General features: G+C 35.7%; 18 protein-coding genes. 13 read left to right on the forward strand and 5 right to left on the reverse strand.

Annotated elements, in window-relative coordinates; all coding sequences use genetic code 11:
• Positions 1 to 60: 60 nt before the first annotated feature.
• The gene (locus JNG87_RS15045; protein WP_110010441.1) at positions 61 to 354 is read right to left on the reverse strand and encodes a hypothetical protein; all 294 of its coding nucleotides are present in this window, start codon (positions 352 to 354) and stop codon (positions 61 to 63) included.
• Positions 355 to 491: 137 nt separating this feature from the next.
• On the opposite strand from JNG87_RS15045, the gene JNG87_RS15050 reads away from it, so the two are divergent.
• On the forward strand, positions 492 to 2924 hold the full coding sequence (locus JNG87_RS15050; protein WP_202839249.1) for a thiamine pyrophosphate-dependent enzyme: 2433 nt from the start codon (positions 492 to 494) through the stop codon (positions 2922 to 2924).
• 55 nt (positions 2925 to 2979) lie between these two features.
• Here JNG87_RS15050 and JNG87_RS15055 read toward each other — a convergent pair whose 3' ends face one another.
• A complete protein-coding gene (locus tag JNG87_RS15055) occupies positions 2980 to 3396 on the reverse strand; it encodes a carboxymuconolactone decarboxylase family protein (RefSeq protein WP_202839251.1) in 417 nt (138 codons plus the stop codon).
• A 108-nt stretch (positions 3397 to 3504) separates the two neighbouring features.
• On the reverse strand, positions 3505 to 3897 hold the full coding sequence (locus JNG87_RS15060; RefSeq protein ID WP_047388122.1) for a winged helix-turn-helix transcriptional regulator: 393 nt from the start codon (positions 3895 to 3897) through the stop codon (positions 3505 to 3507).
• Between the two features lie 168 nt (positions 3898 to 4065).
• On the opposite strand from JNG87_RS15060, the gene JNG87_RS15065 reads away from it, so the two are divergent.
• Positions 4066 to 5127, forward strand: a complete 1062-nt coding sequence (locus JNG87_RS15065; protein ID WP_202839253.1) for an NADH:flavin oxidoreductase — start codon at positions 4066 to 4068, stop codon at positions 5125 to 5127.
• A 152-nt stretch (positions 5128 to 5279) separates the two neighbouring features.
• On the opposite strand, the gene JNG87_RS15070 is transcribed toward JNG87_RS15065, so the two are convergent.
• Positions 5280 to 5423, reverse strand: a complete 144-nt coding sequence (locus JNG87_RS15070) for a hypothetical protein (RefSeq protein WP_202839255.1) — start codon at positions 5421 to 5423, stop codon at positions 5280 to 5282.
• Between the two features lie 236 nt (positions 5424 to 5659).
• Complete coding sequence (locus tag JNG87_RS15075) at positions 5660 to 6862, reverse strand: aminopeptidase C (RefSeq protein WP_202839256.1); 1203 nt, start codon at positions 6860 to 6862, stop codon at positions 5660 to 5662.
• A 205-nt stretch (positions 6863 to 7067) separates the two neighbouring features.
• On the opposite strand from JNG87_RS15075, the gene JNG87_RS15080 reads away from it, so the two are divergent.
• The 11 genes from JNG87_RS15080 (at position 7068) to JNG87_RS15130 (ending at position 22231) form a co-directional block, all read left to right on the forward strand.
• Complete coding sequence (locus JNG87_RS15080; RefSeq protein WP_202839257.1) at positions 7068 to 7586, forward strand: RNA polymerase sigma factor; 519 nt, start codon at positions 7068 to 7070, stop codon at positions 7584 to 7586.
• A gap of 12 nt (positions 7587 to 7598) precedes the next feature.
• A complete protein-coding gene (locus JNG87_RS15085; RefSeq protein ID WP_202839262.1) occupies positions 7599 to 9914 on the forward strand; it encodes a T9SS type A sorting domain-containing protein in 2316 nt (771 codons plus the stop codon).
• Positions 9915 to 9980: 66 nt separating this feature from the next.
• Positions 9981 to 12749, forward strand: coding sequence for a hypothetical protein (locus tag JNG87_RS15090; RefSeq protein WP_202839264.1), 2769 nt, complete (start codon positions 9981 to 9983; stop codon positions 12747 to 12749).
• 3 nt (positions 12750 to 12752) lie between these two features.
• A complete protein-coding gene (locus JNG87_RS15095; RefSeq protein WP_202839266.1) occupies positions 12753 to 17273 on the forward strand; it encodes a TonB-dependent receptor plug domain-containing protein in 4521 nt (1506 codons plus the stop codon).
• A gap of 168 nt (positions 17274 to 17441) precedes the next feature.
• Positions 17442 to 17945 (forward strand): GbsR/MarR family transcriptional regulator, encoded by a 504-nt coding sequence (locus JNG87_RS15100; protein WP_034696386.1) that lies wholly within the window; start codon positions 17442 to 17444, stop codon positions 17943 to 17945.
• Positions 17946 to 18016: 71 nt separating this feature from the next.
• Positions 18017 to 18652, forward strand: coding sequence for a hypothetical protein (locus tag JNG87_RS15105; RefSeq protein WP_202839268.1), 636 nt, complete (start codon positions 18017 to 18019; stop codon positions 18650 to 18652).
• A 154-nt stretch (positions 18653 to 18806) separates the two neighbouring features.
• Positions 18807 to 19169: a hypothetical protein gene (locus tag JNG87_RS15110; protein WP_202839270.1), complete on the forward strand. Its 363-nt coding sequence runs from the start codon at positions 18807 to 18809 to the stop codon at positions 19167 to 19169.
• Positions 19166 to 19699 (forward strand): DCC1-like thiol-disulfide oxidoreductase family protein, encoded by a 534-nt coding sequence (locus tag JNG87_RS15115; RefSeq protein ID WP_202839271.1) that lies wholly within the window; start codon positions 19166 to 19168, stop codon positions 19697 to 19699. Before JNG87_RS15110 ends, JNG87_RS15115 begins: the two co-directional genes overlap by 4 nt.
• A gap of 311 nt (positions 19700 to 20010) precedes the next feature.
• On the forward strand, positions 20011 to 20487 hold the full coding sequence (locus JNG87_RS15120) for an SRPBCC family protein (RefSeq protein ID WP_202839272.1): 477 nt from the start codon (positions 20011 to 20013) through the stop codon (positions 20485 to 20487).
• 16 nt (positions 20488 to 20503) lie between these two features.
• A complete protein-coding gene (locus JNG87_RS15125; RefSeq protein WP_202839273.1) occupies positions 20504 to 21208 on the forward strand; it encodes a YqjF family protein in 705 nt (234 codons plus the stop codon).
• 123 nt (positions 21209 to 21331) lie between these two features.
• The gene (locus JNG87_RS15130; RefSeq protein ID WP_202839274.1) at positions 21332 to 22231 is read left to right on the forward strand and encodes a TIGR01777 family oxidoreductase; all 900 of its coding nucleotides are present in this window, start codon (positions 21332 to 21334) and stop codon (positions 22229 to 22231) included.
• Positions 22232 to 22253 lie beyond the last annotated feature (22 nt).

The raw sequence follows: 22253 nt of genomic DNA on the forward strand, positions 1-22253 counted from the left end.
TCTTCATATAATAATCCTTATTTATTACCTTTGATTGTTTAATTAAGCGAAAAATTTAAATTAAATAATTTTCAGGGTTACAATGATAACGGCTAGAACTATACAAAATAAAGCGATTAAAAATAAATAATCCGCAATGTTCTCAAACGTGTATTCCCGCTTACTATTTTTTGTTCTGATTGCCAGAAAGGAAAAGAAACAGCTGCAGGCAAAAAGAATACAGGCAAATCCTGCAAATTCGTCCAAATAGGTATGCTGACTGATTTTAGAGATTTTCAATGAGGTGATAATGAGTAGGGAAAATCCTAAAAGATTGCTGGAAGCATTCAATATATGTGGCGATTTTTTTTCCATCTTTTACATTTTTTTTCAAAATAAAGCACAATTTTTTTTATTATCAAATTTTTAAAAAAGATTATTAAAAATTAAAATTAATTTAAAAAGTGTATATTAGCAAAATACTTGAAGATTAAAAACTTTTTTACTTAGCTATGCAAACAACCTATATTGAAACACAGCAAATATCCTTTCAAGATTTTAAAAATCAGATACTTGAAGACTACAGGTTAGGAAGGATCTCTCGTGAAATGTCTTATCTCGGAAGGAGAGAAGTACTCACTGGAAAAGCTAAATTTGGAATTTTTGGGGATGGAAAAGAACTTCCTCAGCTTGCAATGGCGAAAGTTTTCAGAAATGGAGACTTCCGTTCAGGATATTACAGGGATCAGACTTTTGCATTGGCAATAGATGCCTTGACGGTAGAAAGTTTCTTTGCGCAGATGTATGCAGATACCAGCGTGGAAAGAGAACCTGCTTCAGCCGGAAGACAAATGAACGGGCATTTCGCAACAAGAAGTTTACATGAAGACGGAAGCTGGAAAGATCTGACAGCTCAGAAAAATATTTCTTCCGATATTTCTCCTACAGCAGGGCAGATGCCAAGATTATTGGGATTAGCTCAGGCTTCAACTATTTATAAAAGCGTAAAATTTGACGGTTCAGAAAAATTCTCAAGAGAAGGGAACGAAATTGCTTTCGGAACCATTGGGGATGCTTCTACAGCAGAAGGACACTTCTGGGAAACCTTGAATGCTGCATGTGCTCTTCAGGTTCCAATGATTGTTTCTATCTGGGATGATGGGTATGGTATTTCAGTTCCTACAAAAAACCAGAGAGCAAAAGCGGATATCAGTGAAATGCTAAGTGGTTTTCAGAGAAAAGAGGGAGAAAACCAGGGGTGTGAAATTATCCAGGTGAGAGCCTGGGATTATCCTGCATTATTAGATGCATACGCTAAGGCAGAACATTTTGCAAGAACAGAAAGTGTACCGGTGGTAGTGCACGTGGTTGATGTTACTCAGCCACAGGGACATTCTACATCCGGATCTCACGAAAGATATAAAAACGAAGAGCGTCTTGCATGGGAAGCTGAGTATGACGGTCTGGCGAAATTCAAAGAATGGATCCTGAACTATTCTATCGAAATTGATGGGAAAGAAGAAGTGATTGCTACAGCTGAAGAACTGGAGGCTATTGATGAAGAAGCGAAAAAAGCAGCAAAAGCCGGACAGAAAGCAGCCTGGGAAAATTATCAGAAAGCCATTTCAGAACTTATTCAGTCTGTTTTACCTTTAGTAGAAAACCTTAAAGGGCAGAATGCTGAAGTTGAAAATTATATCGCTCATTTCAACAAATTGATTTCAAAAGCTAAAAAAGACATCTTCCATCTGGTAAGACAGACTTTACTGGCGACAAGAGGAACAAATTCTGCGGAAAGAAATCAGCTGATGCAGAAATACAATGAAGTATCTGCTGTTGAAAAAGATAACTATTCTTCTCACTTATATTCTCAATCCCAATGGAAAGCTGAGAATGTTCAGGAAATCAAACCTGTATATTCTGACAGTTCCGAAGAGGTAGATGGAAGAGTAGTGATCAGAAACAATTTTGACAAAATTTTTGAAAAATATCCTGAAACTTTAATCTTTGGAGAAGATACCGGAAACATTGGTGACGTCAACCAGGGATTGGAAGGAATGCAGGAGAAATATGGCGCTTTACGTATCGCTGATACAGGAATCCGTGAAGCAACAATTCTTGGACAGGGAATTGGTATGGCGATGAGAGGTTTAAGACCAATTGCTGAAATCCAGTACTTAGACTATGTTCTTTACTGTTTACAGGGAATGAGTGATGATCTGGCAACGGTACATTACAGAACGAAAGGAGGCCAGAAAGCTCCGTTGATTATCAGAACAAGAGGTCACAGATTAGAAGGAATCTGGCACTCAGGTTCTCCAATGGCTGGTATTCTGAACCTTTCAAAAGGTATTTTGGTATTGGTTCCTAGAAACCTTACGAAAGCAGCAGGATTCTACAACACAATGCTTCAGGCTGACGAACCTGCGATCATCGTAGAATGTCTGAACGGATACAGATTAAAAGAAAAACAACCGGATAACTTAGGCGAATTCACTGTTCCTGTAGGGAAAATTGAAGTGACAAAAGAAGGAAAAGATGTTACTTTGGTCACTTACGGATCTACCTGGAGAATTGTAACGGAAGCAGCTAACGAATTGGAAAAATTAGGAATTTCCGCAGAGGTAATTGATATCCAGTCATTGATTCCTTTCGATTTATCCCACGAAATTGCTGAAAGTGTTAAGAAAACCAACAGATTAGTAGTGATTGACGAAGATGTGGAAGGGGGAACTACAGGATTCATCTTACAGCAGATCCTTGAAAAGCAGAAAGCTTTCAGATACCTGGATTCAGATCCGTTGACGATCTCCGCCAATGATCACAGACCAGCATATGCAAGTGATGGTGACTACTTTAGTAAGCCGTCTGCAGACGATATGGTAGAAAAAATCTACGCTATGTTTAATGAAACAAATCCTCAGAAATATCCAGCTATATTTTAATTGGGATTTTAGATAAATATGAAACCGCTTCCTTTTTGGGAGCGGTTTTTGTTTGCTAATCCTCTTCCGCCAAAGCAATCCTCAACTTATTCAAAGTATTCATCAAGGTAATACTTGCGGTAAGCTCTACAATCTCTCGTTCTGAAAATTGGTCTATCAGCTTTGCTTTGGTGCTTTCCAAATTATCTTTGCTGTAAATGACAGCTTCTGTCCATTCCAAAACAAGCTTTTGTTGATCATTGTAGACATTGGTATGCTTCCAGCCCGGAAGTCTGTTGATGAGATCCTGCTCAACGCCAAAATCAAAAAGTTCTTTAGCGTGATAACTACAGCAATAGGCACATCCATTGATTTGAGAAACACGCAGCTCCACCAAGGCAATTAGTTTTTCATCAATTCCGGATTTTCTAATGCTGTTGTGGGCTCTGTAGAGATTTCCAATGGTTTCTTTTGCAATTTCTTTGTAATTCATAATGAACATTTTTCTGCAAATTTGCATCAGAAACACTTTAGAAACTATATACTTACACTTTGGTGATATACTTACCTTTTTGAAAGTGTTATCCAAGATAAAAGGCTATCAAACATTGACAGCCTTTTTATTTTTTACATCTTCATTCAGAAAAGCACAATCTTTATCTTCATGCTGTCCTTTCACCTGATATTTTGCTTCCCACTCTTCCAGCAAATATAAAATCGGCAGTAGAGCCAATCCCTTTTCTGTAAGAGAATATTCCACTCTTGGAGGAAGTTCTTTAAACTCTTCACGAATAACCAATCCATCGGTTTCCATTTCTCTAAGCTGATCAGTTAATACCTTCCTGGAAATGACATTAATGCGTACTGCCAGTTCTCCAAAACGTAATTTTCTGTCTTTAATCACCAGAACAATAATAGGCTTCCATTTGCTTCCCAAAGCGGCCATGGCCTTACCCAGAGGGCAGCTGTATTGCATTAATTCATTCTTTTTCATAGAAAGATCTTTATTATTTTAATATCATATGAAACTGCAGTTTCATATGTTACTTTGATGTTACTAATGTAAGTTACTGCGAAGTTACCACTATTTTTTTAATAAAAGATACAAAAGTGAACTATTATTAGTTACTTTGTGTAACAATTATAAAATATAAATTTAAATATGAGCACATCATCATTATTTAAACCGTTTCAATATAAGAATTTACAGCTTAAAAATAGGATTGTAATGGCTCCAATGACCAGAGCACAGTCTGACAATGGAGTTCCCACTCAGAATATTGCAGATTATTATGGAAGAAGAGCTGCTTCAGAAGTAGGATTGATTCTATCCGAAGGAACTGTTATCAACAGACCTGGATCAAAAAATATGCAGAATATCCCGGATTTCTATGGAACAGAAGCTTTGAATGGCTGGAAAAACGTCATTGATACTGTACATCAGAATGGAGGTAAAATGGGTCCTCAGATCTGGCACGTTGGAGATACAAGAATGACAGAAGACTATCCGTTGGTTCCAATGGAAAAAGCTTCTACGATGACCATTGAAGATATCCAGGATACCATTGCACAGTTTGCTGCGTCTGCAAAGTCAGCGAAAGATCTTGGTTTTGACTGTATTGAAATTCATGGCGCTCACGGATACCTCATCGACCAGTTTTTCTGGGAAGTAACCAATACCAGAACCGATGAATATGGCGGTAAAACATTGAAAGAAAGAAGCAGATTTGCTGTAGAAGTAGTAAAAGCAATCAGAGCAGCAGTAGGAGAGGACTTTACCATTATTATCCGCCTTTCCCAATGGAAGCAGCAGGATTATAAAACCAGACTGGCATTCACTCCAAACGAAATGGAAGACTGGTTATTACCATTAAAAGAAGCTGGTGTGGATATTTTCCACTGCTCACAGCGTCGTTTCTGGGAGCCTGAATTTGAAGGTTCTGACTTAAACTTTGCAGGATGGGCAAAGAAAATTACCGGACAGCCAACCATTACAGTAGGTTCTGTAGGTTTAAATGGTGATTTCCTTAATGCTTTTGCAGGGCAGGGAACAGAAAAAAGAGACCTTACAGAATTGATCAGAAGACTTGACAATGAAGAATTTGACCTTGTTGCGGTAGGTAGAGCTATTCTTCAGGATTACCAGTGGGTACAGAAGATCAAAGACGGCAATACAGAAGCTCTTCTGGATTTTTCAGCAGAAAGTATGAGCGTCTTATTTTAATATCAACAAGGAATGGTGAATTCGCTTTGCTGTCGGTTAACAGCATAATTTTGGGGCTTGCGAAGTAGAATTGACTATCCTGACAGGTTTAGATCAGCATAATTCACTTTATTTTATATTTAATTTTCACCTATTTATTAAAGAACCGGCTTTCAGGATTTCCTGAAAGCCGGTTTTGTAAATTTATGGACACCCAACTGAATCCAGGACACATTTCCAGCGAGGAGGGATTCCATTGCTGCCAGGAATGTAGCAGGCTGTAGTCCCTTCCGGACAATCAGGAGCATTTCCACCATTGATTTTTTTTAGATCTGGTTTTAATAATTTTCTTAGATTTTTCATAGGTAATAATTTGTTGATTTACACAAATATAATATTTTTTGAAAACGCAACAACACTTTACGGATAATAATGTGAAATACATTATTTAAATACGACAAGATAAAATAAACCCGCTCACAGAATTTTCATGAGCGGGTCTTAACAGATTTAAATATCTAAAACTGCCTGTAAATTGGCAGAAATGATTTCCTTATAAACCAATATTCTTGGTCGGTTTCAATTGTTTTAAGATACTTTTCGGGATGGCATTCTTGTGAACAAGGATTGCTGTTGATTTGTATTCAACATAAGGTCTTGTTACATAAATATATCCGGCAAAATCATTGGTTACACCCCATGAATTTTTCACCATATAATATTCTTTACCAGTCTGGTCTTTTGCCAAACCTACGATATGCATGCCGTGGTCATCCGTTGTAGAAAGATTATTAAGTGCTTTCTGACGCATGTCTTCAGTGATGCTTTTATCCTTTTTAGGCTCTGTAAATAAAGTCTGCTTGTTCTCAGCGGTAATCTGGTCAAGATCCATGTCCGGAACATAAGCTACCCCGTTTTTGTAAGAGAAATAAGGTTCAGAAACATCCGTTGCCCAACCTACAGAATATCCTTTATTTACAGCGTTATCAATAATTGCAGTAAGATCTTTCATCGGAACATTCCAGTCAGAATCGTGGCTCCAGTTATCAGGAATCGGAACTACAAATTTCTGAAAATATGGATAATCTTTATAGGAAGATAATTCTACATAATCTTCAGGGTTGATTCCTACTACTTCTTTAGCAAATGTTTTCGGAGTATAGTTTTTCCCTTCATAAGTGAAGTTGGCAGGTACTTTTCCTAAATATTCATCAAGAATAGCATCTACAGAATCCATCCAGTTATCGGTCAGTTTTCCTTTTGAAGAAGCCTGAACAAGGCTGTCAAGAACAGGTTTCAGTTTTCCCTGCATTTCCTTGAAGTTATTGGTAGTCTGTCCTGCTTTTAATCCTGTGTAAACATCCTGAGGAACTGCACCGTACTTTTTGTACATATTGATTACGTCATGAAGTTCTCCTCCGTCACCCCAGCTGATAGCGCCATTATTCAAAACATATAATTTTGCTTTATCGTGGTAAGAATTTCTTGCGGTAAAGATTTCAGCAAGATCTACAGGTTTTTTGCCCATTCTCTGCATTTCAGATTCAAGGAAAGAGTTTCCGGAGTAGCTCCAGCAAGTTCCTGATGAACCCTGGTTCTTTACAGAAGTCGCACCTACGTCCTTTAACGTTGTGAACTGAAAATTAGCATTTTGTGATTGATTGTTTTTTAACTTGTTGATTAAGTCATCTTGGGCAAACATCATACTTCCTGCAGACAAAACAAAAAGTAATGATGCAATTTTGGCATTTTTCATTACTATAAAAAGATTATTTGTATTAATAGTCGTTGATAATAGAGATTTGTTACAAGGGGAAAAGTTAAATTTGAAATTAAAAAAAGACTCAAAAGAAGTAAGAAGTTGCTTTATATTTTATTTTTTAATTATTTTCTTAAAAAAGTTGATCATGTTTCCAACCCTTTCAAAAGTTTCCGCATCTATCATAGTATAACTCCTGACTATGGAACAAGAATTATTATTGGAATGCCAGCGTAACAACCGCAATGCCCAGCGGAAGGTTTACGAGAAAATGGCGGGCAGACTCTACGCAGTCTGCAGACGCTATCTGAAAAACGACGAAGATATAGAAGAAGTATTGGCTGATACATTCTATAAAATCTTTACGAAAATTACTCAGCTTCAAAATACCGAAACTTTTGAAGCATGGGCAAGAAAGATAGCGGTAAACGAATGCCTGCAGAAGTTGAGATCAGATAAAGGACTGTTTATTTCCCAGAAAGAAAATTTTCCTGCTCATCCTGAAGGAACTACAGAAAACCTTTCTCTGGAAAAAGATATTCTGAGCTTACTGAATTTTCTTCCTGAAGGCTGCAGAGCCATCTTTAATCTTTTTGCTATTGAAGGATATCCTCATAAGGAAATAGCGGCGATGCTTTCCATCAGTGAGGGAACATCAAAATCCCAGCTCAATTTTGCAAGGAAAAAGCTGCAGGAACTTCTCGTAAATCAAAACATTTAAACTTTTACAACAATGGAAAATAATCATATAGATCAACAATTCAATGAAGCTTCCAGGCTTTCAGAAGAGCCAGCTGTTTTTCCTGGTTTTGAGAAAGTATGGGATAAAATTGAAGAGAAATTAGATAAAAAAGAAGATAAAAAGAAAACAATTCCACTTTGGCTGCCGTATGGTATTGCCGCAAGTTTGATGATTGGTTTAGGGGCTTTCTACTTTATGAATAAAAAAGAGACTGCAGAACCTTTACAACCTGTAATTGCAGAGAATACAAGTTCAAATGGCCCGATTAACAAAACGGATATTGCAAAGATAGACAGGACTATCAAGGAGAATATCAGAAAAGAAGAATTGCCTGTAACGGTACCTCTTCCCACAGAACTTAAATCTTCATCAGTTGCAGGAATAGATCCGTATCAATCTCATCCTACCTGTAATATACCGTCAGTGGAAGCTTCTGACAGAGTAACAGCATCTCTGCCTCAGGTATACAATGACACCTTAAAAACAAAAGAAATTGACGAAGTTGTTGTCACTGCGTATGGGATTAAAAAGAGTTATGAGTCCGTTACAGCATCTTCAACAGTTATGATTGCTTCTACAGATAAAATTCCTGTGCATGCTCCGGCTGCCGTTTCTTCACTAGCTGGAAGAGTTGCCGGGGTAGAAGTGTCAACCGGAATTAAAAAGAATGATGCTATATTAATACGGGGAACAAAAAGTATAGATGGTCGGTCGCCGGCTCCTTTATATATTGTTGATGGAGTTGTGTTAGGCAGAGAATCTGGATTTTTAAATACTCTGGATCCTAAAAAAATAAAAGAATTGAAAGTACTGAAAGGGCTTGAAGCTACTGCCCTGTATGGAAGCAAAGCTAACAACGGAGTTGTTGTAATTTCCACAAAAGGATTATCTACAGAAGAAATAGAAAAACTTAAAAAAGTTTCTTCAGAAAGTAAAGAAGAAATAGTAAAAGAACCTGAAGAACCTGAAAAAGTACTTCCAAAAGCAGGCCAGCTCACAGCAGGAGAAGTTAACGATTTTTCTAAGTGGGATTATTGGAAAGATATTGCAGTTCCTATTCTGGATCAGTATAAAAATACATGGAAGTTCTTCCCTGATAAAAGGGTTTCAGTTCAGTTGGTCAATAAAGACCGAAAACCGGTAATAGGGGAGAAAATAAAACTATTGGATGACCAGAAAAATACAATTTGGGAAGCTGTTTCAGATAATCTGGGCAATGTGGAATTGTGGATATCACCGATGACTGATAGGAAATCAGCCCCAGGGAAATATTATTTATCTGATGGTTCAGGGCAGATCATCAGCAGCAATCTCAGAACCTTTAAAAATGGACAAAATCTGATTATTCTGGATAAACACTGTCTGCAGAAGCGTGTATTGGATCTTGCCTTTGTAGTGGATGCTACCGGTTCTATGGGGGATGAGATTTCTTATCTTCAGTCTGAACTTTTGGATGTTTTAAAAAAGATCGAAGGACAGCTTAAAAATATAACAGTAAGGTATGGATCCGTTTTTTACAGAGATCATGGAGATGAATATGTGACCCGAAAATTCGATTTTTCAAATAAAGCAGAAGATCTTGTTGGATTTATTAAAAGACAGAAGGCCGGTGGTGGCGGCGATACGCCGGAAGCTGTTGTAGAAGCACTAAAAGTTTCTGTTGATGAGCTGAAGTGGAGTGATGAAAATTCTACTAAAATAATGTTTTTGATTCTGGATGCACCACCACACCATTCAGAACAGAATATAGAGAATTTATATAATACAATAAAAGCTGCAGCAAAGAAAGGAATTACCATTATTCCGCTGGCTGCCAGTGATACTGATAAACAAACGGAATATCTGATGCGTACATTTGCTTTACTCACCAATGGAACTTATACTTTCCTTACAGATGACAGTGGAATAGGAAACAGCCATATCAAACCTACCATAGATTCTTACGAAGTTGAAAAACTGAATGATTTATTATTAAGATTAATCCTTCAGAGAGCTGTTTTACCAGAATGCAGCGCAGGAATTTCAAATGATAACATCAACAAAAAAATGGAAAAAGAAATTGATAGTCAGATTGATATTAAAACCGTACTATTTCCAAATCCTACAAAAGGTCAAATGCAGATAAAAACAAGAAAACCAATTGAAGAACTGTTTATCTATGATCTTGCCGGAAAGATTATTATGAGAAAAGAAAAACTGCCGGAAGGTAAAAATACAATTGATTTAACTTCTTATCCTCAAGGGATTTATCTTGTACGTATTCATACTAATGATCTGTGGGAGACATTTAAGGTCATAAAAAATTAATTATCTTAAAAAAAGAAATTTCCCCGGAAATTTCTTTTTTTATATTTTTAAGCATACTAATAATTGATGAAAAAGAATTATTTGCTGTTATTGCCATTTACGATTACCTTATTACAGGCACAAAATTCACAATTGTACTATTCCGGAAAATTTTTAACATCTAAGGATAAAGAACAGAACTTTTTAAAGGTTTATAATAAAAACAGTGGTATTTATGAGCTGACTGATGAAAAAGGATTTGCCATTATTGCAGCTAAACCTTATGATACCCTAGTGTGGAACCAGGGGAAAAATACCCATGTTATTTCTTCTTATGAACTCAGGGAATTAAAAACGATTCTGGAAAATCAGACAGGAAGTAAAAGTGTAGAAAATGTTTACAGTAAAGCCTATGACAGTCTTGTTTCAAAGGAGATTAAAGACGATTTCAGTATTGAAAAAACTAAAACTCAACTCAGTAAAAGATCACATTCTTATTTTGATAAAATAAGAAAATTAAAGCAGAAGAATGATAGTGTTTATGTTTTAAAAAGGATCAATAAGACAACTTTGCTTTTTAACGGAAGCTTTACCACGTCTTTTGATATTAAAAGCAGGAATGCTGTTCCGGGGACTCAAAATAAGTATGTCCAGGGAAGATCTGAAAATGGAAATCTTGTTTGGAAAGGCCCTGAAACGAATGAAATGTTCAGTTTTGGACCAGAGCTATCTACCCTTGGATTTAACGGATTACCTTATGAGTATGATCAGAATGGAAAACTGATTCCATGGGTTGATGGACTTCAGGGTGCAAAAAGATATGATAATAACCTTTTTAAAACCACAGTAGGTTATAATAACCAGTTGAATCTAAATGCTTTTATACAACAGGGTAACAATGAAAAACTCCGTCTTGCACTGAATCTGGGGCAGCAAAAGAACCAGATGTACTTTATGGATCAGTTTGATATTACCAATACCCTTAAAGCAAAGCTGAATGCAGATTTGGGTAGATATTACATTAATCTTGCTTTTAATTATGAAGAAAATAAAGCTACGAATACCAATAGAATAGGGCTGTTCAACAGAGCTTACCAAAACTCATTGTTAACGCCGGTTTCTTTTTCAAATGAACAAAATACTCTCCTGAATAACGGTTCGCAGAGAAGCTACAGCAAATATGCAGACAATCCTTCTTTCCTTTTTGAGCAGGATAACAAATACCGCTACAAGAATCGGGACAGACAGTTGAGTCTCAACGTAGCGAAAGACTGGGATAAGTTTAAACTGAATATTACTCAGTCCTATGAAAGTATTACTACCTGGAATCAGGACCAATATAAACCTTCTACTTATGGTTTCATCAGCGGTGTATCGAATGAAAGGATTCAAAACAACAGCTCTTATCATTCCAATTTACAGGGCTCTTATTCATTGGGAAACTATGACTTTAGAAATACTTTCAGCCTGAATTTTATTTTAAATGATAAAAAATCTGACATTTATAACAGCCTTACCCATCAAAGATATCTTTATCAGAGAACTTCACAGGATCATATTTTTAATTATAATATGAATATCCGCGATTATGATTTCGAAGCAGGTTTTAATCTCGGGAATTCATTTTACATATCCAATACTTCACTTAAAAATAATTATTGGCTTCCAAAAGCTAACTTTTATCTGAAGTTCAATGAGATCTTCAATTGGTATAATTACAATTTTAAATTGTTGGGAAGCTACACACAATTAAGTTCCGAACCGGAAATTACAAGATCCTATGCTTCGTATTCTAGTACTTTGCTGAAGGCGGAAAATTATAATCAATACTTTCCGGTACAGGAAGTAGAAAGTTTCCGGGGTTTATCAAATATTGATACTCGGGAATGGAAGATTGGAGCCAGGCTGAATCTTGGGTATAAAATAAGTGTAGATGGAGAATATTTTAATAAAAAGAATACTGACGATATATTTCCTATCTTTGAAAACAATCAGCTGAGGTTAAAGAATGTAGCAGATCATACCTACAGCGGATATGAATTCAATTTTGCTTACGAACGATTACGTCTGGGATACGATATGTATACCACCCATAAAGTTTCCTTTTTCAAATATAAAGATATTGTAGACCGCATGGCTCCCGGATATCAGAACCTTGCCGTTTCGGGATTTAAAGACATTTACAAAACATTGGCAGAAGGTCAGGTTTTGGGTGCTGTCATGGGCAGTTACTTTGAAAGAAATGCAGCCGGACAACTGATCATTGATGAGTTTGGGTTTCCTAAAAAAGCAGACGGAATGAAAATTATTGCAGATCCTACACCGGATTTTGTGATGAAATTCAATCACAGTTTTGCCTATAAAAACTGGTCTTTAGATATCAATTGGGAATGGAAAAAAGGAGGCCACCTTTGGAACGGGACACAGGCGGTTCTCGATTACTACGGTCGTTCTTACGGCTCAGGAGAAGAAAGGAATATCAAAAATTATATTTTTGAAGGTGTACAGGCCAATGGAACTGTCAACCAGATTCCTGTGGACTTCTATGATCCCAACCAAAATGTTATGGAAAACAGATGGTCGAGGTACGGTTATTTAGGCGTGGCTGAAAATTATGTTCAAAAGGCAGATTATATAAGAATAAATAACCTTTCACTTTCCTCAGATTTCCCTATTAACAACAGGAAACAGAATCTTAAACTGACTTTTTATGTAAACAATATCATGCTCTGGCAGGCTAATAATGGGGTAGATCCCAACCAGAATTTCTACGATATGAGCAATGGAAGAGGATTGGATTTTTTTAATCTTCCTTCCTTTAAAACATTTGGCTGTATTGTTTCACTTAAATTTTAACTCATGAATCTCAAGTTTATATCCAACTATATCATCCTGCTGTGCTTATTGTTTTCAGCCTTTTCTGTGAAAGGCCAGCAACCATTTCAGGATTTTGAAAAAGAAAAGACCTACATCCAGACCAATCATGTTTTTTATAAACCTGGGGAGCAAATGTATTTTAAAATATATGTTGTAAAAGGAAACAATAATTTACCGGTCGAAGAAAGCAGAGTAGTAAATTTCGAAATAACAGACCCTGCAGGAAGTGTTGTGAAAAAATTGAAATATGAAATTACCAATGGATACGCCCGGGGAGATTTCTATTTTGCTGAAGACATGAAGGGTGGCATCTATAAAATCAGAGCTTTTACCAACTGGATGCAGAACGAAGAAGGGAAAAATACCTTCGAAAAAGAAATTACCCTCCAGAAAATTGTATCTCCAAGAATTTTAATGAAACTGGATTTTCCTAAAAAAGGTTATGGCCCTGGAGATGAGGTAAGTGCTTATTTTTCAATGAGAAGTCTTAGTAATCTTCCGATTCCTTTTTATGAAGCAGATTACACCGTAATGCACAACGGAGAAACGGTTTCAGAAGGAAAACTTATTACCGATAAAGAAGGTAGAAAACTGTTAACCTTTAAGCTTCCTGAAGTTTTGAAATCCTCTGACGCTCTTTTGAATATCAAGGTGAATTTTGACGGATTTACCGAATCCATCTCCAGAAATATTCCTGTTGTCCTGAATAATCTGGATGTGAAATTCTTACCTGAAGGCGGAACTTTTGTCAATGGAATAGAACAGAATATCGCTTTTAAAATTCTGGATGAGTTTGAAAAACCTGTAGATGCTGTTTTGGCAGTTTACAATCAGAATCACGAAAAAATAAAGGAAATTTCAGCCTATAATTTCGGAATGGGAAACTTCCGGTTTACGCCTAAAATAGGAGAAACTTATTATGCAAAAGTGCTGAAACCGGAAAATATTACCCAGACTTTTAATCTCCCGGTAGCAAAAAATGAAGGACTGGTTTTGAATATTCGGAATGAAAATAAAAACCTGAATGTTACCATCGTTTCTACCCGGGAAAAAACAATTACCCTGTTGGGAAGTTTCCGCGGAAAAGACGTTTACAGCAAAATCATTTCGCTGAAAAAAGGAATGAATTCTTTAAAAATTGCAGAAAAGGATTTCCCTACAGGAATCTGCAGGTTCACTGTTCTGGAAAACAGTATGCCGATTGCAGAAAGGATTGTTTTCGCTAATAAAGTAAACCAGCTGAATATAAAAGTTACCCCTGTAAAGCAACATTATCTGCCGAGGGAAAAAGTGATGCTGAATATTGAAACTACCGATGAAAATAATAAACCTGTTCCCGCTAATCTTGGAATAAGTGTTGTAGATGATAAGCTATGGACATATGCTGATGATAAACAGAATCATATTATTTCCTGGCTTTTGATGGACTCTGAGCTCAAAGGGAAAATTGAAAAACCTCAGTTTTATTTCGATAAAAAAGAAGAAAAAGCAGATAAAAGCTTAGATCTTGTGATGCTGACAAACGGTTACCGATATTTTGAGCCTATTCCGGAAATTGTGAAGAGTAATAAATACAAATACCTTCCTGAAAAGAAAAACACAATCTATGGCGTGGTAGAAGATGAAAACAAAAAACCGGTGAAAGCAGATGTTTTTCTTTTGGACACCTATAATAAAAAGATCCTCAAACAGACTGTTGCTGAAAACGGGAAGTTTTATTTTTCGGATTTAAATGCAAATAATTCTTATAAAATTATTGCAAAGTCTTTTCAGCCTAAACATCAGCTGAAAATCAAAATTCTGTCTTATAATCTGGATATTAATCCTTTAGCAAAACAGAAACTTACCCATATAGACGTAGAAGAAATTGTAAAGGAAGCTGAAAGAAAAGAAGAAGTAAAAAAAGAAAACAGAAACAATACCAGTCAGCTGAATAATCCCGGCAGAGCAAAAACCGATACCATCAGTAGAAATAAGAGTATTGAAGAAGTAATTGTTGTGGGGTACGGTGTAAAGAAAGATCAATTAACGGTTGCTTCTACCACAGTATCTTCTTCTATGGAAATGCAGAATGCCAGCGTAACTTCTCTGTTGAGTGGAAAAGTAGCAGGATTAGTTATAACAGGTACCGGACAGTCGGGGACAGGTGAACAGATCAATATCAGAGGAACGGCCTCTATTACCAATAAGAACCCGCTATTCATTGTGGATGGTATTCCTGTCGAAAACTTTAATACGACGATTAATCCAAATGATATCAACAGTATTACCGTTTTAAAAGATGCTGCGGCTACCGCTATTTACGGAAGCAGAGCTGTGAATGGAGTAGTGATCGTCAACTCATCCAAAAATAGAAAATCAGAAATAAGTTTTGATATTACACCGAAATCTTACCTTGCCATAGAAGCCGTGCCTTATGGAAAACTAATAGCATATGAGGGGGCAAGAGAATTCGTTTATCCTGAGTATAAATCCACCAATACCTCTTACCGTTTTGATTACAGAGAAGCGCTTTACTGGAATCCGGTAGTAGAAACCGATAAAAGCGGAAAAGCAAAAGTGGAGTTTTATAATTCAGATGCGAATTCCACTTTCAGAATTATGACAGAAGGAATTGCCGCATCAGGACTTTTGGGAAGAGATGAAACAACATATGCTGCCCAGAGTCTGATTTCGATAGATACTAAAATTCCTCAGTACCTGACGAGAACAGATCAGATGACAATTCCTGTGGTAATTAAAAATAATTCTTCTGAAACGCGTAAAATGACCATGGACGTTATTGTACCGAACCATGTGAAACTCATCAGTTCTGATAGTCTTATCACTCTGAAACCATTAGAATCAGGAAGATTATTTGTGAAAATACAGGTTGATGAGATTGTGAATTCTGATATTCAGTTTTCAGTGAGATCAGGAGATTTCAGAGAGACAATGATTCTTCCGTTTAAAGTAGAAGAAAAAGGATTTCTCCATCAGTTTTCCATCATTAATAATAAAACAGAAGATCTCAAAATCAATATACCGGAGTATATCAATGGAAGTCTGTATTCATCCTATTATGTATTTGAAAGTACGGCTTTGAAGATGTTTGGAGACATAGAGCAACTTAAAAAGGAACCTCATGGATGTTTTGAACAGCTTTCCTCAACAGTATATCCTAACATTTTTATTCTTGATTATTTAAAATCAAATAAAAAAATAGACACCGCAACTGAAAATCTGGTGATAAAAAACCTGAAAAAAGGCTTCCAGAAGCTGCTGAGTTATAAAAATAAAGACGGAGGTTTCGGATATTTCAGCTCCGCAGAATCAGATGTTGCCCTTTCAGCATTTGCATTACTGGAATTTACGGAGTTAAAGAAGTATGTGAACCCGGATGCTAAGCTCATCCAGGGCCTTTCCTCATTTATTTTGTCAAAAAAGAATGCAAACGGATTATTCGAAGTAAGAAAACCCTATGAATCCCAAAAGGACTTTTCTGAATTTTCCTGGTCGAGAAATATGTATGTTGTATATGCTTTATCCAAACTGGGCTTTAAAAATGAAATTGAAGATTCCTTTCAGGTAATGCTGAAAAGAGCTTTGGCTACAAAAGATTCTTATCAATTGGCTTTACTTGCTAATGCAGCAGCATATCTGGGAAAACAAAAAGAATATGACGATATGATAGACATTCTGGACAAACAATATAAAACAAAGAAGGTAAAATCTGAAGTTACTTTTACTGGTTCATGGGGAATGTCTGCAGATGCAGAAACACTTTCATTATATATTATTGCGCTTCAGAAAGATGAGAAACTCAATCAGTTGAAAATCGCTGAAGCAGCTGATCAGCTTATTGGTTTGAATGGTTATTTCGGATTCGGCTCTACACAGGCCACAACACTGGCAATCCAGGCATTATCTGATTTTTTCTCTAAAAATGAGAAATTGTATGGAACTGAAAAACCGGTTATTAAGATTAACAAAGCGAATACTTATCCTAATATAAGTCTGTCATCAGCATATAAAACAGGGGAAAATGATATCACTATTCATTATCCATCACAAAAAGGACTTCCTTATAAGCTGGAATATCAATATTACACGCTGCAAGCTCCGGAAAGCAAGGATATTCCACTTACCATGGAGACCAAATTAAAATCCGGAATGTCAAAAACAGGGGAGACCAGGAGAATGACCATTACTGTAAAAAATAAAATAAACGGTGAGCTGCCGATGACCATAGCAAAGATTGGTATCCCGGCAGGACTAACGCTGCAAAATGCTTTACTGAAAGATATGGTTGATAGAAAACAGGTTTCTTACTATGAGATTTTCGATAACTATCTGGTTTTATACTGGGAACATTTCAATGCTGAGGAAACAAAGACTATTAATCTTGATCTCAAAGTAGAATTTGCCGGAACGTATACAGGAAAATCGAGTAACGTATATCTGTATTATATGCCGGAAGCAAAATATTGGAACCAAGGGATTACAACCACTATTGAGTCTTAATTTTTATAAACCGAAACAGACATCTATTGATCCTTGTCAAGGTTTTAAACCTTGACAAGGATCATTAAAAATCTTTTTAAAAGAAATAATCTTAAATTAATTTTCAAAAATTATTGAAAATTCAAAAAATATAATTATATTTGTTACAGAAATTTAAAAGAAGAAAACATGCAACTTTCAGAAGCCAAAGAAAAATACATTCAGACCTGGGGAACCTTTGCTACCAATTGGGGAATCAATCGTACGATGGCACAGGTGCATGCATTGCTTCTGGCGAGCGGAAAACCTCTTTCTACAGATGAAGTCATGGAACAGCTGGAGATTTCAAGAGGAAATGCCAATATGAATCTACGTGCTCTGATAGACTGGGGCATCGTGAAAAAAGAATTTGTAAAAGGCGACCGTAAAGAATATTTCGTAGCAGAAAAAGATGTCTGGTATCTGTTCAAACAGATTACCAAAGAAAGAAGAAAAAGAGAAATAGAGCCTGTCATTTCCTTTCTTGAAGAGTTAAAAAATATTGAGGATAAAGATTCAGAAGAAGCACAGGAATTTATCAAGCTGATGAATGATTTCAGTTCTGTCACCGGAAAAATCAATAACATCATGGATCTGGCGATAAAAAGTGATGACCACTGGCTGGTAGGGAAGATTACCAATCTGTTGAAATAAATTTTCAAAAAATGAGAAATCTTTTGTTACTATGTCTTTTAACTCTGATGATGAGCTGTCAGAAAAATGTAATGGCAAATTTCGATATTCATATAGAAAACTCTGATAAATATGATAATGGGCGTCACGATTTGTACAAAATTGAAATCTATAAGGATGAGAAGATTTTCAAAATTCTAGAACCTGAAGGGTCTGCTCTTTTCTTAAATTCCAATATAAAATTTGACAGTTTAAAAGAAGGAAAGTATTCATTTGTTTATGAAAATCTTTTTGGAGAAACCATAAAAAAAGAAATAAAAGTTGATGAATCTAAAACATACAGAGTTAGTATTAATCCTGATTATTTATTAAAAAAAAATAATAAAACTGTTTTTGAAAATCTAAAAGACTCGGAAGCAAAATTGGTATTTCAATCAAGAGGATGTTTTCATCAGGGTAAAGATTCAATAATCATCATTAATAAGGGAAAGAATTACTTTCTCCGACTGAAAAATGGTAGTTTGAAGATTTTGGATAAAGAAGCATGGGCGTATTTGGTAAAAACGGAAAATATAATAAGAGAAATTCCTAAAGATGGAGAGTGTACCACAAGAGATGAATATATTTTCTGTCATAAAGGAAAATCCGATACCATTAATGACACTACATGTAGATTTTCTACTTGGTATACGCTAAAAGACTATTTAAAAAAGAATAAGCTACAATAAAATAAATCTGGATGAAAATCCTTTTTTATTTTAATTTAATTTTCAAAAATTACTGAAAATATAAAATTAATAATAATTATGAGAAATTTAATCATTCATTTATTCCTGATTATTTATTTCAGAAGAAAAGGATCACTTTAAAACCATTGCTGCCATGAAAACATTTGCAAAATATGATTATTACATTCAGTTATTCTTTATAATAATTGGGCCTCAGGTTTTTATATTTGGTGGTTTGTCTGGATTTGTTCTGTTTTATTTTATAGTAGGAATTCCTCAATTGGTAAGTTTCCTGATCAAACTGTTTTTCAAAACAAAAAAGTCAGCATTGTATATCGCGTATGGAATTGTAATAGTACCGGTCTGGATTATTGTAACCATCTTGTTTACAGAGAAACACATCAATGATTTTTTTGGATATGTTTTAATGGCTGTTCTTTTATATAGCCCTGTGATGGCAGCGGCGTATGTTTATGACTGTTACACTACTTATGAATCTTATAAATCACAATTATGAAAACGCTCAAAAACCACACATTAATCTACGACAATGAATGTCCTATGTGCAATCTCTACTCCAAAGGTTTTACTAAATGCGGAATGCTGGATGAAGATGGAAGAGAAGCCTTTACAGAAATCACATTGAGAAATAAACTCCTGATAGATTTCAACCGTGCGAAAAATGAAATTGCTCTGGTAGATCACAACAAAAATGAAGTCGTTTACGGATTAGACAGTCTGCTCCTCATCATTGGAAACTCTTTTCCATTGTTGGCAAAAATTGCACGGACAGAACCTCTGTATTGGTTTTTTCAAAAACTGTATTCTTTCGTTTCTTATAACAGGAAACAGATCATTCCTTCCTCAAAAGACTATACAGAACAATCCTGTGTTCCGGATTTTAATCTGAAATACAGAATTGCATACATCGGTTTTGTTGTTATTTTTTCAGCATATATCCTAAGTATATTTTCCGGTAAACTGAACTTGAATTTAGAGAGGAATTTCGTGAGAGAATTTGCCGTTTGCTTTGGCCAGATCCTTTGACAGACTATCTTTTTAAAAGCTTATCTCAAAGATAAAATTTGGGATTATCTCGGAAATATGATGACTGTTTCTTTAATCGGAACTTTACTGTTAATTCCTGCGCTGATGACCAGTTTTACTCCTGTTTTTTATATGATATATTTTGGAATTGTAGTAGTGATCATGTTTCTGGAACATATCAGAAGGTGCAGAATACTAAGGCTGAATTATCTTCCTACCATTTGCTGGATATTATTTAGATTAATAGCGCTAACAATCATTATTCTGACCACTTTTGGAATTAAAATATAACAAGCTAAAATGTTTTAAAAATGTCAACCATCTATTTAAATACAATCATCAAAGCAGATATTCACTATGTTTTTGATCTGGCAAGAAATATTGATCTTCATCAACAGTCAACCTCAAAGTCTCATGAAAAAGCCATTGCAGGACGTACTTCTGGATTAATTGAAGAAAACGAAACCGTAACCTGGCGGGCAAAACATCTGGGAGTTTATCAAAATCTCACCACGAAAATTATCAGCATGGAAAAACCGTTTCAGTTTATTGATGTCATGCAGAAAGGAGCCTTCAAATCCATGCGCCACCGACATATTTTTAAATCCGTAAATGGAAATACCCTGATGACAGATATTTTCGAATTTGAATCTCCGCTGGGTATTTTAGGGAAATTATTTAACTCAATTTTTCTTAAAGGATATCTAAGGAAATTTTTACTCAGAAGAAATGAAATGATCAAAACTATTGCAGAATCTTCTGTCCGTGACGGGATTGCGATTTTTTAACCTTAAAAACAGTGTTATGAACTTTTTAAAAGCAAAATGGCGAAAGCTGGCCATCATCAATTACGAAATCAATCCTCAAGTTTTGCTGCCCTACCTTCCAGGAGGAACAGAACTCGATTTTTATAAAGGCAAATGCTATGTAAGTCTGGTAGGATTCATGTTTTTAAATACCAAATTATTGGGTATACCGGTCCCTTTTCACCGGAATTTTGAAGAAGTGAATCTAAGATTTTATGTAAAGAAAAAAGAAAACGGAATCTGGAAAAGAGGAGTGGTGTTTATTAAAGAAATTGTCCCCAAACCTGCATTAAGTCTGGTCGCCAATGCTGTTTACAAAGAAAATTATCATACCATGCCCATGAAAAATCAGATGGAAAAAGGAGAGGAAGAACTGCTGATCCGCTATTCATGGAAGGATAAAAACTGGTATTCCATTCAGATTATGGCTGAAAATGTAACAAAACCTATGGAAGAAAATTCAGAATTTGAATTCATCACAGAACATTATTTTGGCTTTACCAAAAAAGAAAACACAACTTCTGAATATGAAGTCTGTCATCCGAAATGGGAATGGTATACTGTAAAAGAATATCAGTTAGAAGTAGATTTTCAAAAGATCTATGGAAATAATTTTGAATGCCTGAATCATCAGCTGCCTCTTTCCATAATGCTGGCCGAAGGCTCCGAAATTCAGGTCAAAACCAAAAAATACATTCATTAAAAAGTACAAGAGTAAAGAACATCTTTCTCTATCCAGGATCATCTGTGCCAATCAGTGAAATCTGTGGGCAAACCATAAACCTTAAACTTTAAACTTTGAACCCAAAACATTAAATCTCAAACAATGAAAATAATCATAGCTGGTGGAACCGGATTCCTGGGCGAAAATTTAGAAAAATACTTTACAGAAAAAGGACATCATGTTTATATTTTTACCCGCAATCCTCAACGTAAAAACGAAATCTATTGGGATGCCCAAACGGTAGGTGAATGGAAAGACAGCCTTGAAAATGCCGATGTTCTGATCAATCTTACGGGGAAATCTGTTGATTGCCGGTATCATGAGAAAAATAAACAGGAGATCTATTCTTCAAGAATTGATAGTACAAGAATACTGCAGGAAGCGGTAGACCAATGTTCTGAAAAACCAAAAATATGGCTGAATGCAAGTTCTGCAACCATTTACGTTCATTCCGAAAACCACCTCAATACAGAAGAAAACGGAATTGTAGGAGATGATTTTTCCATGAATATCTGCAAAAGCTGGGAGAACGAATTTTTTGCAGTTAAAAATGAAGAAATACGAAAAGTTGCTCTCCGAACTTCTATTGTTCTGGGAAATACTGGCGGTGCTTTTCCCAAACTGAAAATGATTACAAAACTGGGTTTAGGAGGAAAACAGGGAGGGGGAAATCAGATGGTAAGCTGGATTCATGTTGATGATTTCTGTAGAGCAGTAAACTGTATTATTCAGAATGAGAATCTTTCGGGAACAGTAAATATAACCGCTCCGAACCCTCTTTCCAATCAAAGCATGATGAGAAAACTGAGAAATAAAATAAGAATTCCTTTTGGACTTAATGCTCCTGTATGGCAGCTCGAAATAGCCTCCATATTTCTGAATACAGAAACGGAATTATTATTAAAAAGCAGAAACGTCTATCCGGAAAAACTTATAAAAAACGGATTTAAGTTTTCATATTCTACATTTGATGAAGCGATTCTTAATCTCCTGGAATCCTAATGTTTGCAGGTTTCCCTAAGGA

Origin of the sequence: Chryseobacterium cucumeris (assembly GCF_016775705.1) — a bacterium.
Classification (GTDB): Bacteria; Bacteroidota; Bacteroidia; order Flavobacteriales; family Weeksellaceae; genus Chryseobacterium; species Chryseobacterium cupriresistens.

Excerpts from the sequence above, each read along its gene's own strand:
- JNG87_RS15075 (WP_202839256.1), bottom strand. The coding sequence starts at position 6,862 with ATGAAAAATGCCAAAATTGCATCATTACTTTTTGTTTTGTCTGCAGGA.
- JNG87_RS15060 (WP_047388122.1), bottom strand. The coding sequence starts at position 3,897 with ATGAAAAAGAATGAATTAATGCAATACAGCTGCCCTCTGGGTAAGGCC.
- JNG87_RS15115 (WP_202839271.1), top strand. The coding sequence starts at position 19,166 with ATGAAAACGCTCAAAAACCACACATTAATCTACGACAATGAATGTCCT.
- JNG87_RS15045 (WP_110010441.1), bottom strand. The coding sequence starts at position 354 with ATGGAAAAAAAATCGCCACATATATTGAATGCTTCCAGCAATCTTTTA.
- JNG87_RS15055 (WP_202839251.1), bottom strand. The coding sequence starts at position 3,396 with ATGAATTACAAAGAAATTGCAAAAGAAACCATTGGAAATCTCTACAGA.
- JNG87_RS15130 (WP_202839274.1), top strand. The coding sequence starts at position 21,332 with ATGAAAATAATCATAGCTGGTGGAACCGGATTCCTGGGCGAAAATTTA.
- JNG87_RS15100 (WP_034696386.1), top strand. The coding sequence starts at position 17,442 with ATGCAACTTTCAGAAGCCAAAGAAAAATACATTCAGACCTGGGGAACC.
- JNG87_RS15080 (WP_202839257.1), top strand. The coding sequence starts at position 7,068 with ATGGAACAAGAATTATTATTGGAATGCCAGCGTAACAACCGCAATGCC.
- JNG87_RS15085 (WP_202839262.1), top strand. The coding sequence starts at position 7,599 with ATGGAAAATAATCATATAGATCAACAATTCAATGAAGCTTCCAGGCTT.
- JNG87_RS15105 (WP_202839268.1), top strand. The coding sequence starts at position 18,017 with ATGGCAAATTTCGATATTCATATAGAAAACTCTGATAAATATGATAAT.
- JNG87_RS15050 (WP_202839249.1), top strand. The coding sequence starts at position 492 with ATGCAAACAACCTATATTGAAACACAGCAAATATCCTTTCAAGATTTT.
- JNG87_RS15070 (WP_202839255.1), bottom strand. The coding sequence starts at position 5,423 with ATGGTGGAAATGCTCCTGATTGTCCGGAAGGGACTACAGCCTGCTACA.
- JNG87_RS15125 (WP_202839273.1), top strand. The coding sequence starts at position 20,504 with ATGAACTTTTTAAAAGCAAAATGGCGAAAGCTGGCCATCATCAATTAC.
- JNG87_RS15120 (WP_202839272.1), top strand. The coding sequence starts at position 20,011 with ATGTCAACCATCTATTTAAATACAATCATCAAAGCAGATATTCACTAT.
- JNG87_RS15095 (WP_202839266.1), top strand. The coding sequence starts at position 12,753 with ATGAATCTCAAGTTTATATCCAACTATATCATCCTGCTGTGCTTATTG.
- JNG87_RS15110 (WP_202839270.1), top strand. The coding sequence starts at position 18,807 with ATGAAAACATTTGCAAAATATGATTATTACATTCAGTTATTCTTTATA.
- JNG87_RS15065 (WP_202839253.1), top strand. The coding sequence starts at position 4,066 with ATGAGCACATCATCATTATTTAAACCGTTTCAATATAAGAATTTACAG.
- JNG87_RS15090 (WP_202839264.1), top strand. The coding sequence starts at position 9,981 with ATGAAAAAGAATTATTTGCTGTTATTGCCATTTACGATTACCTTATTA.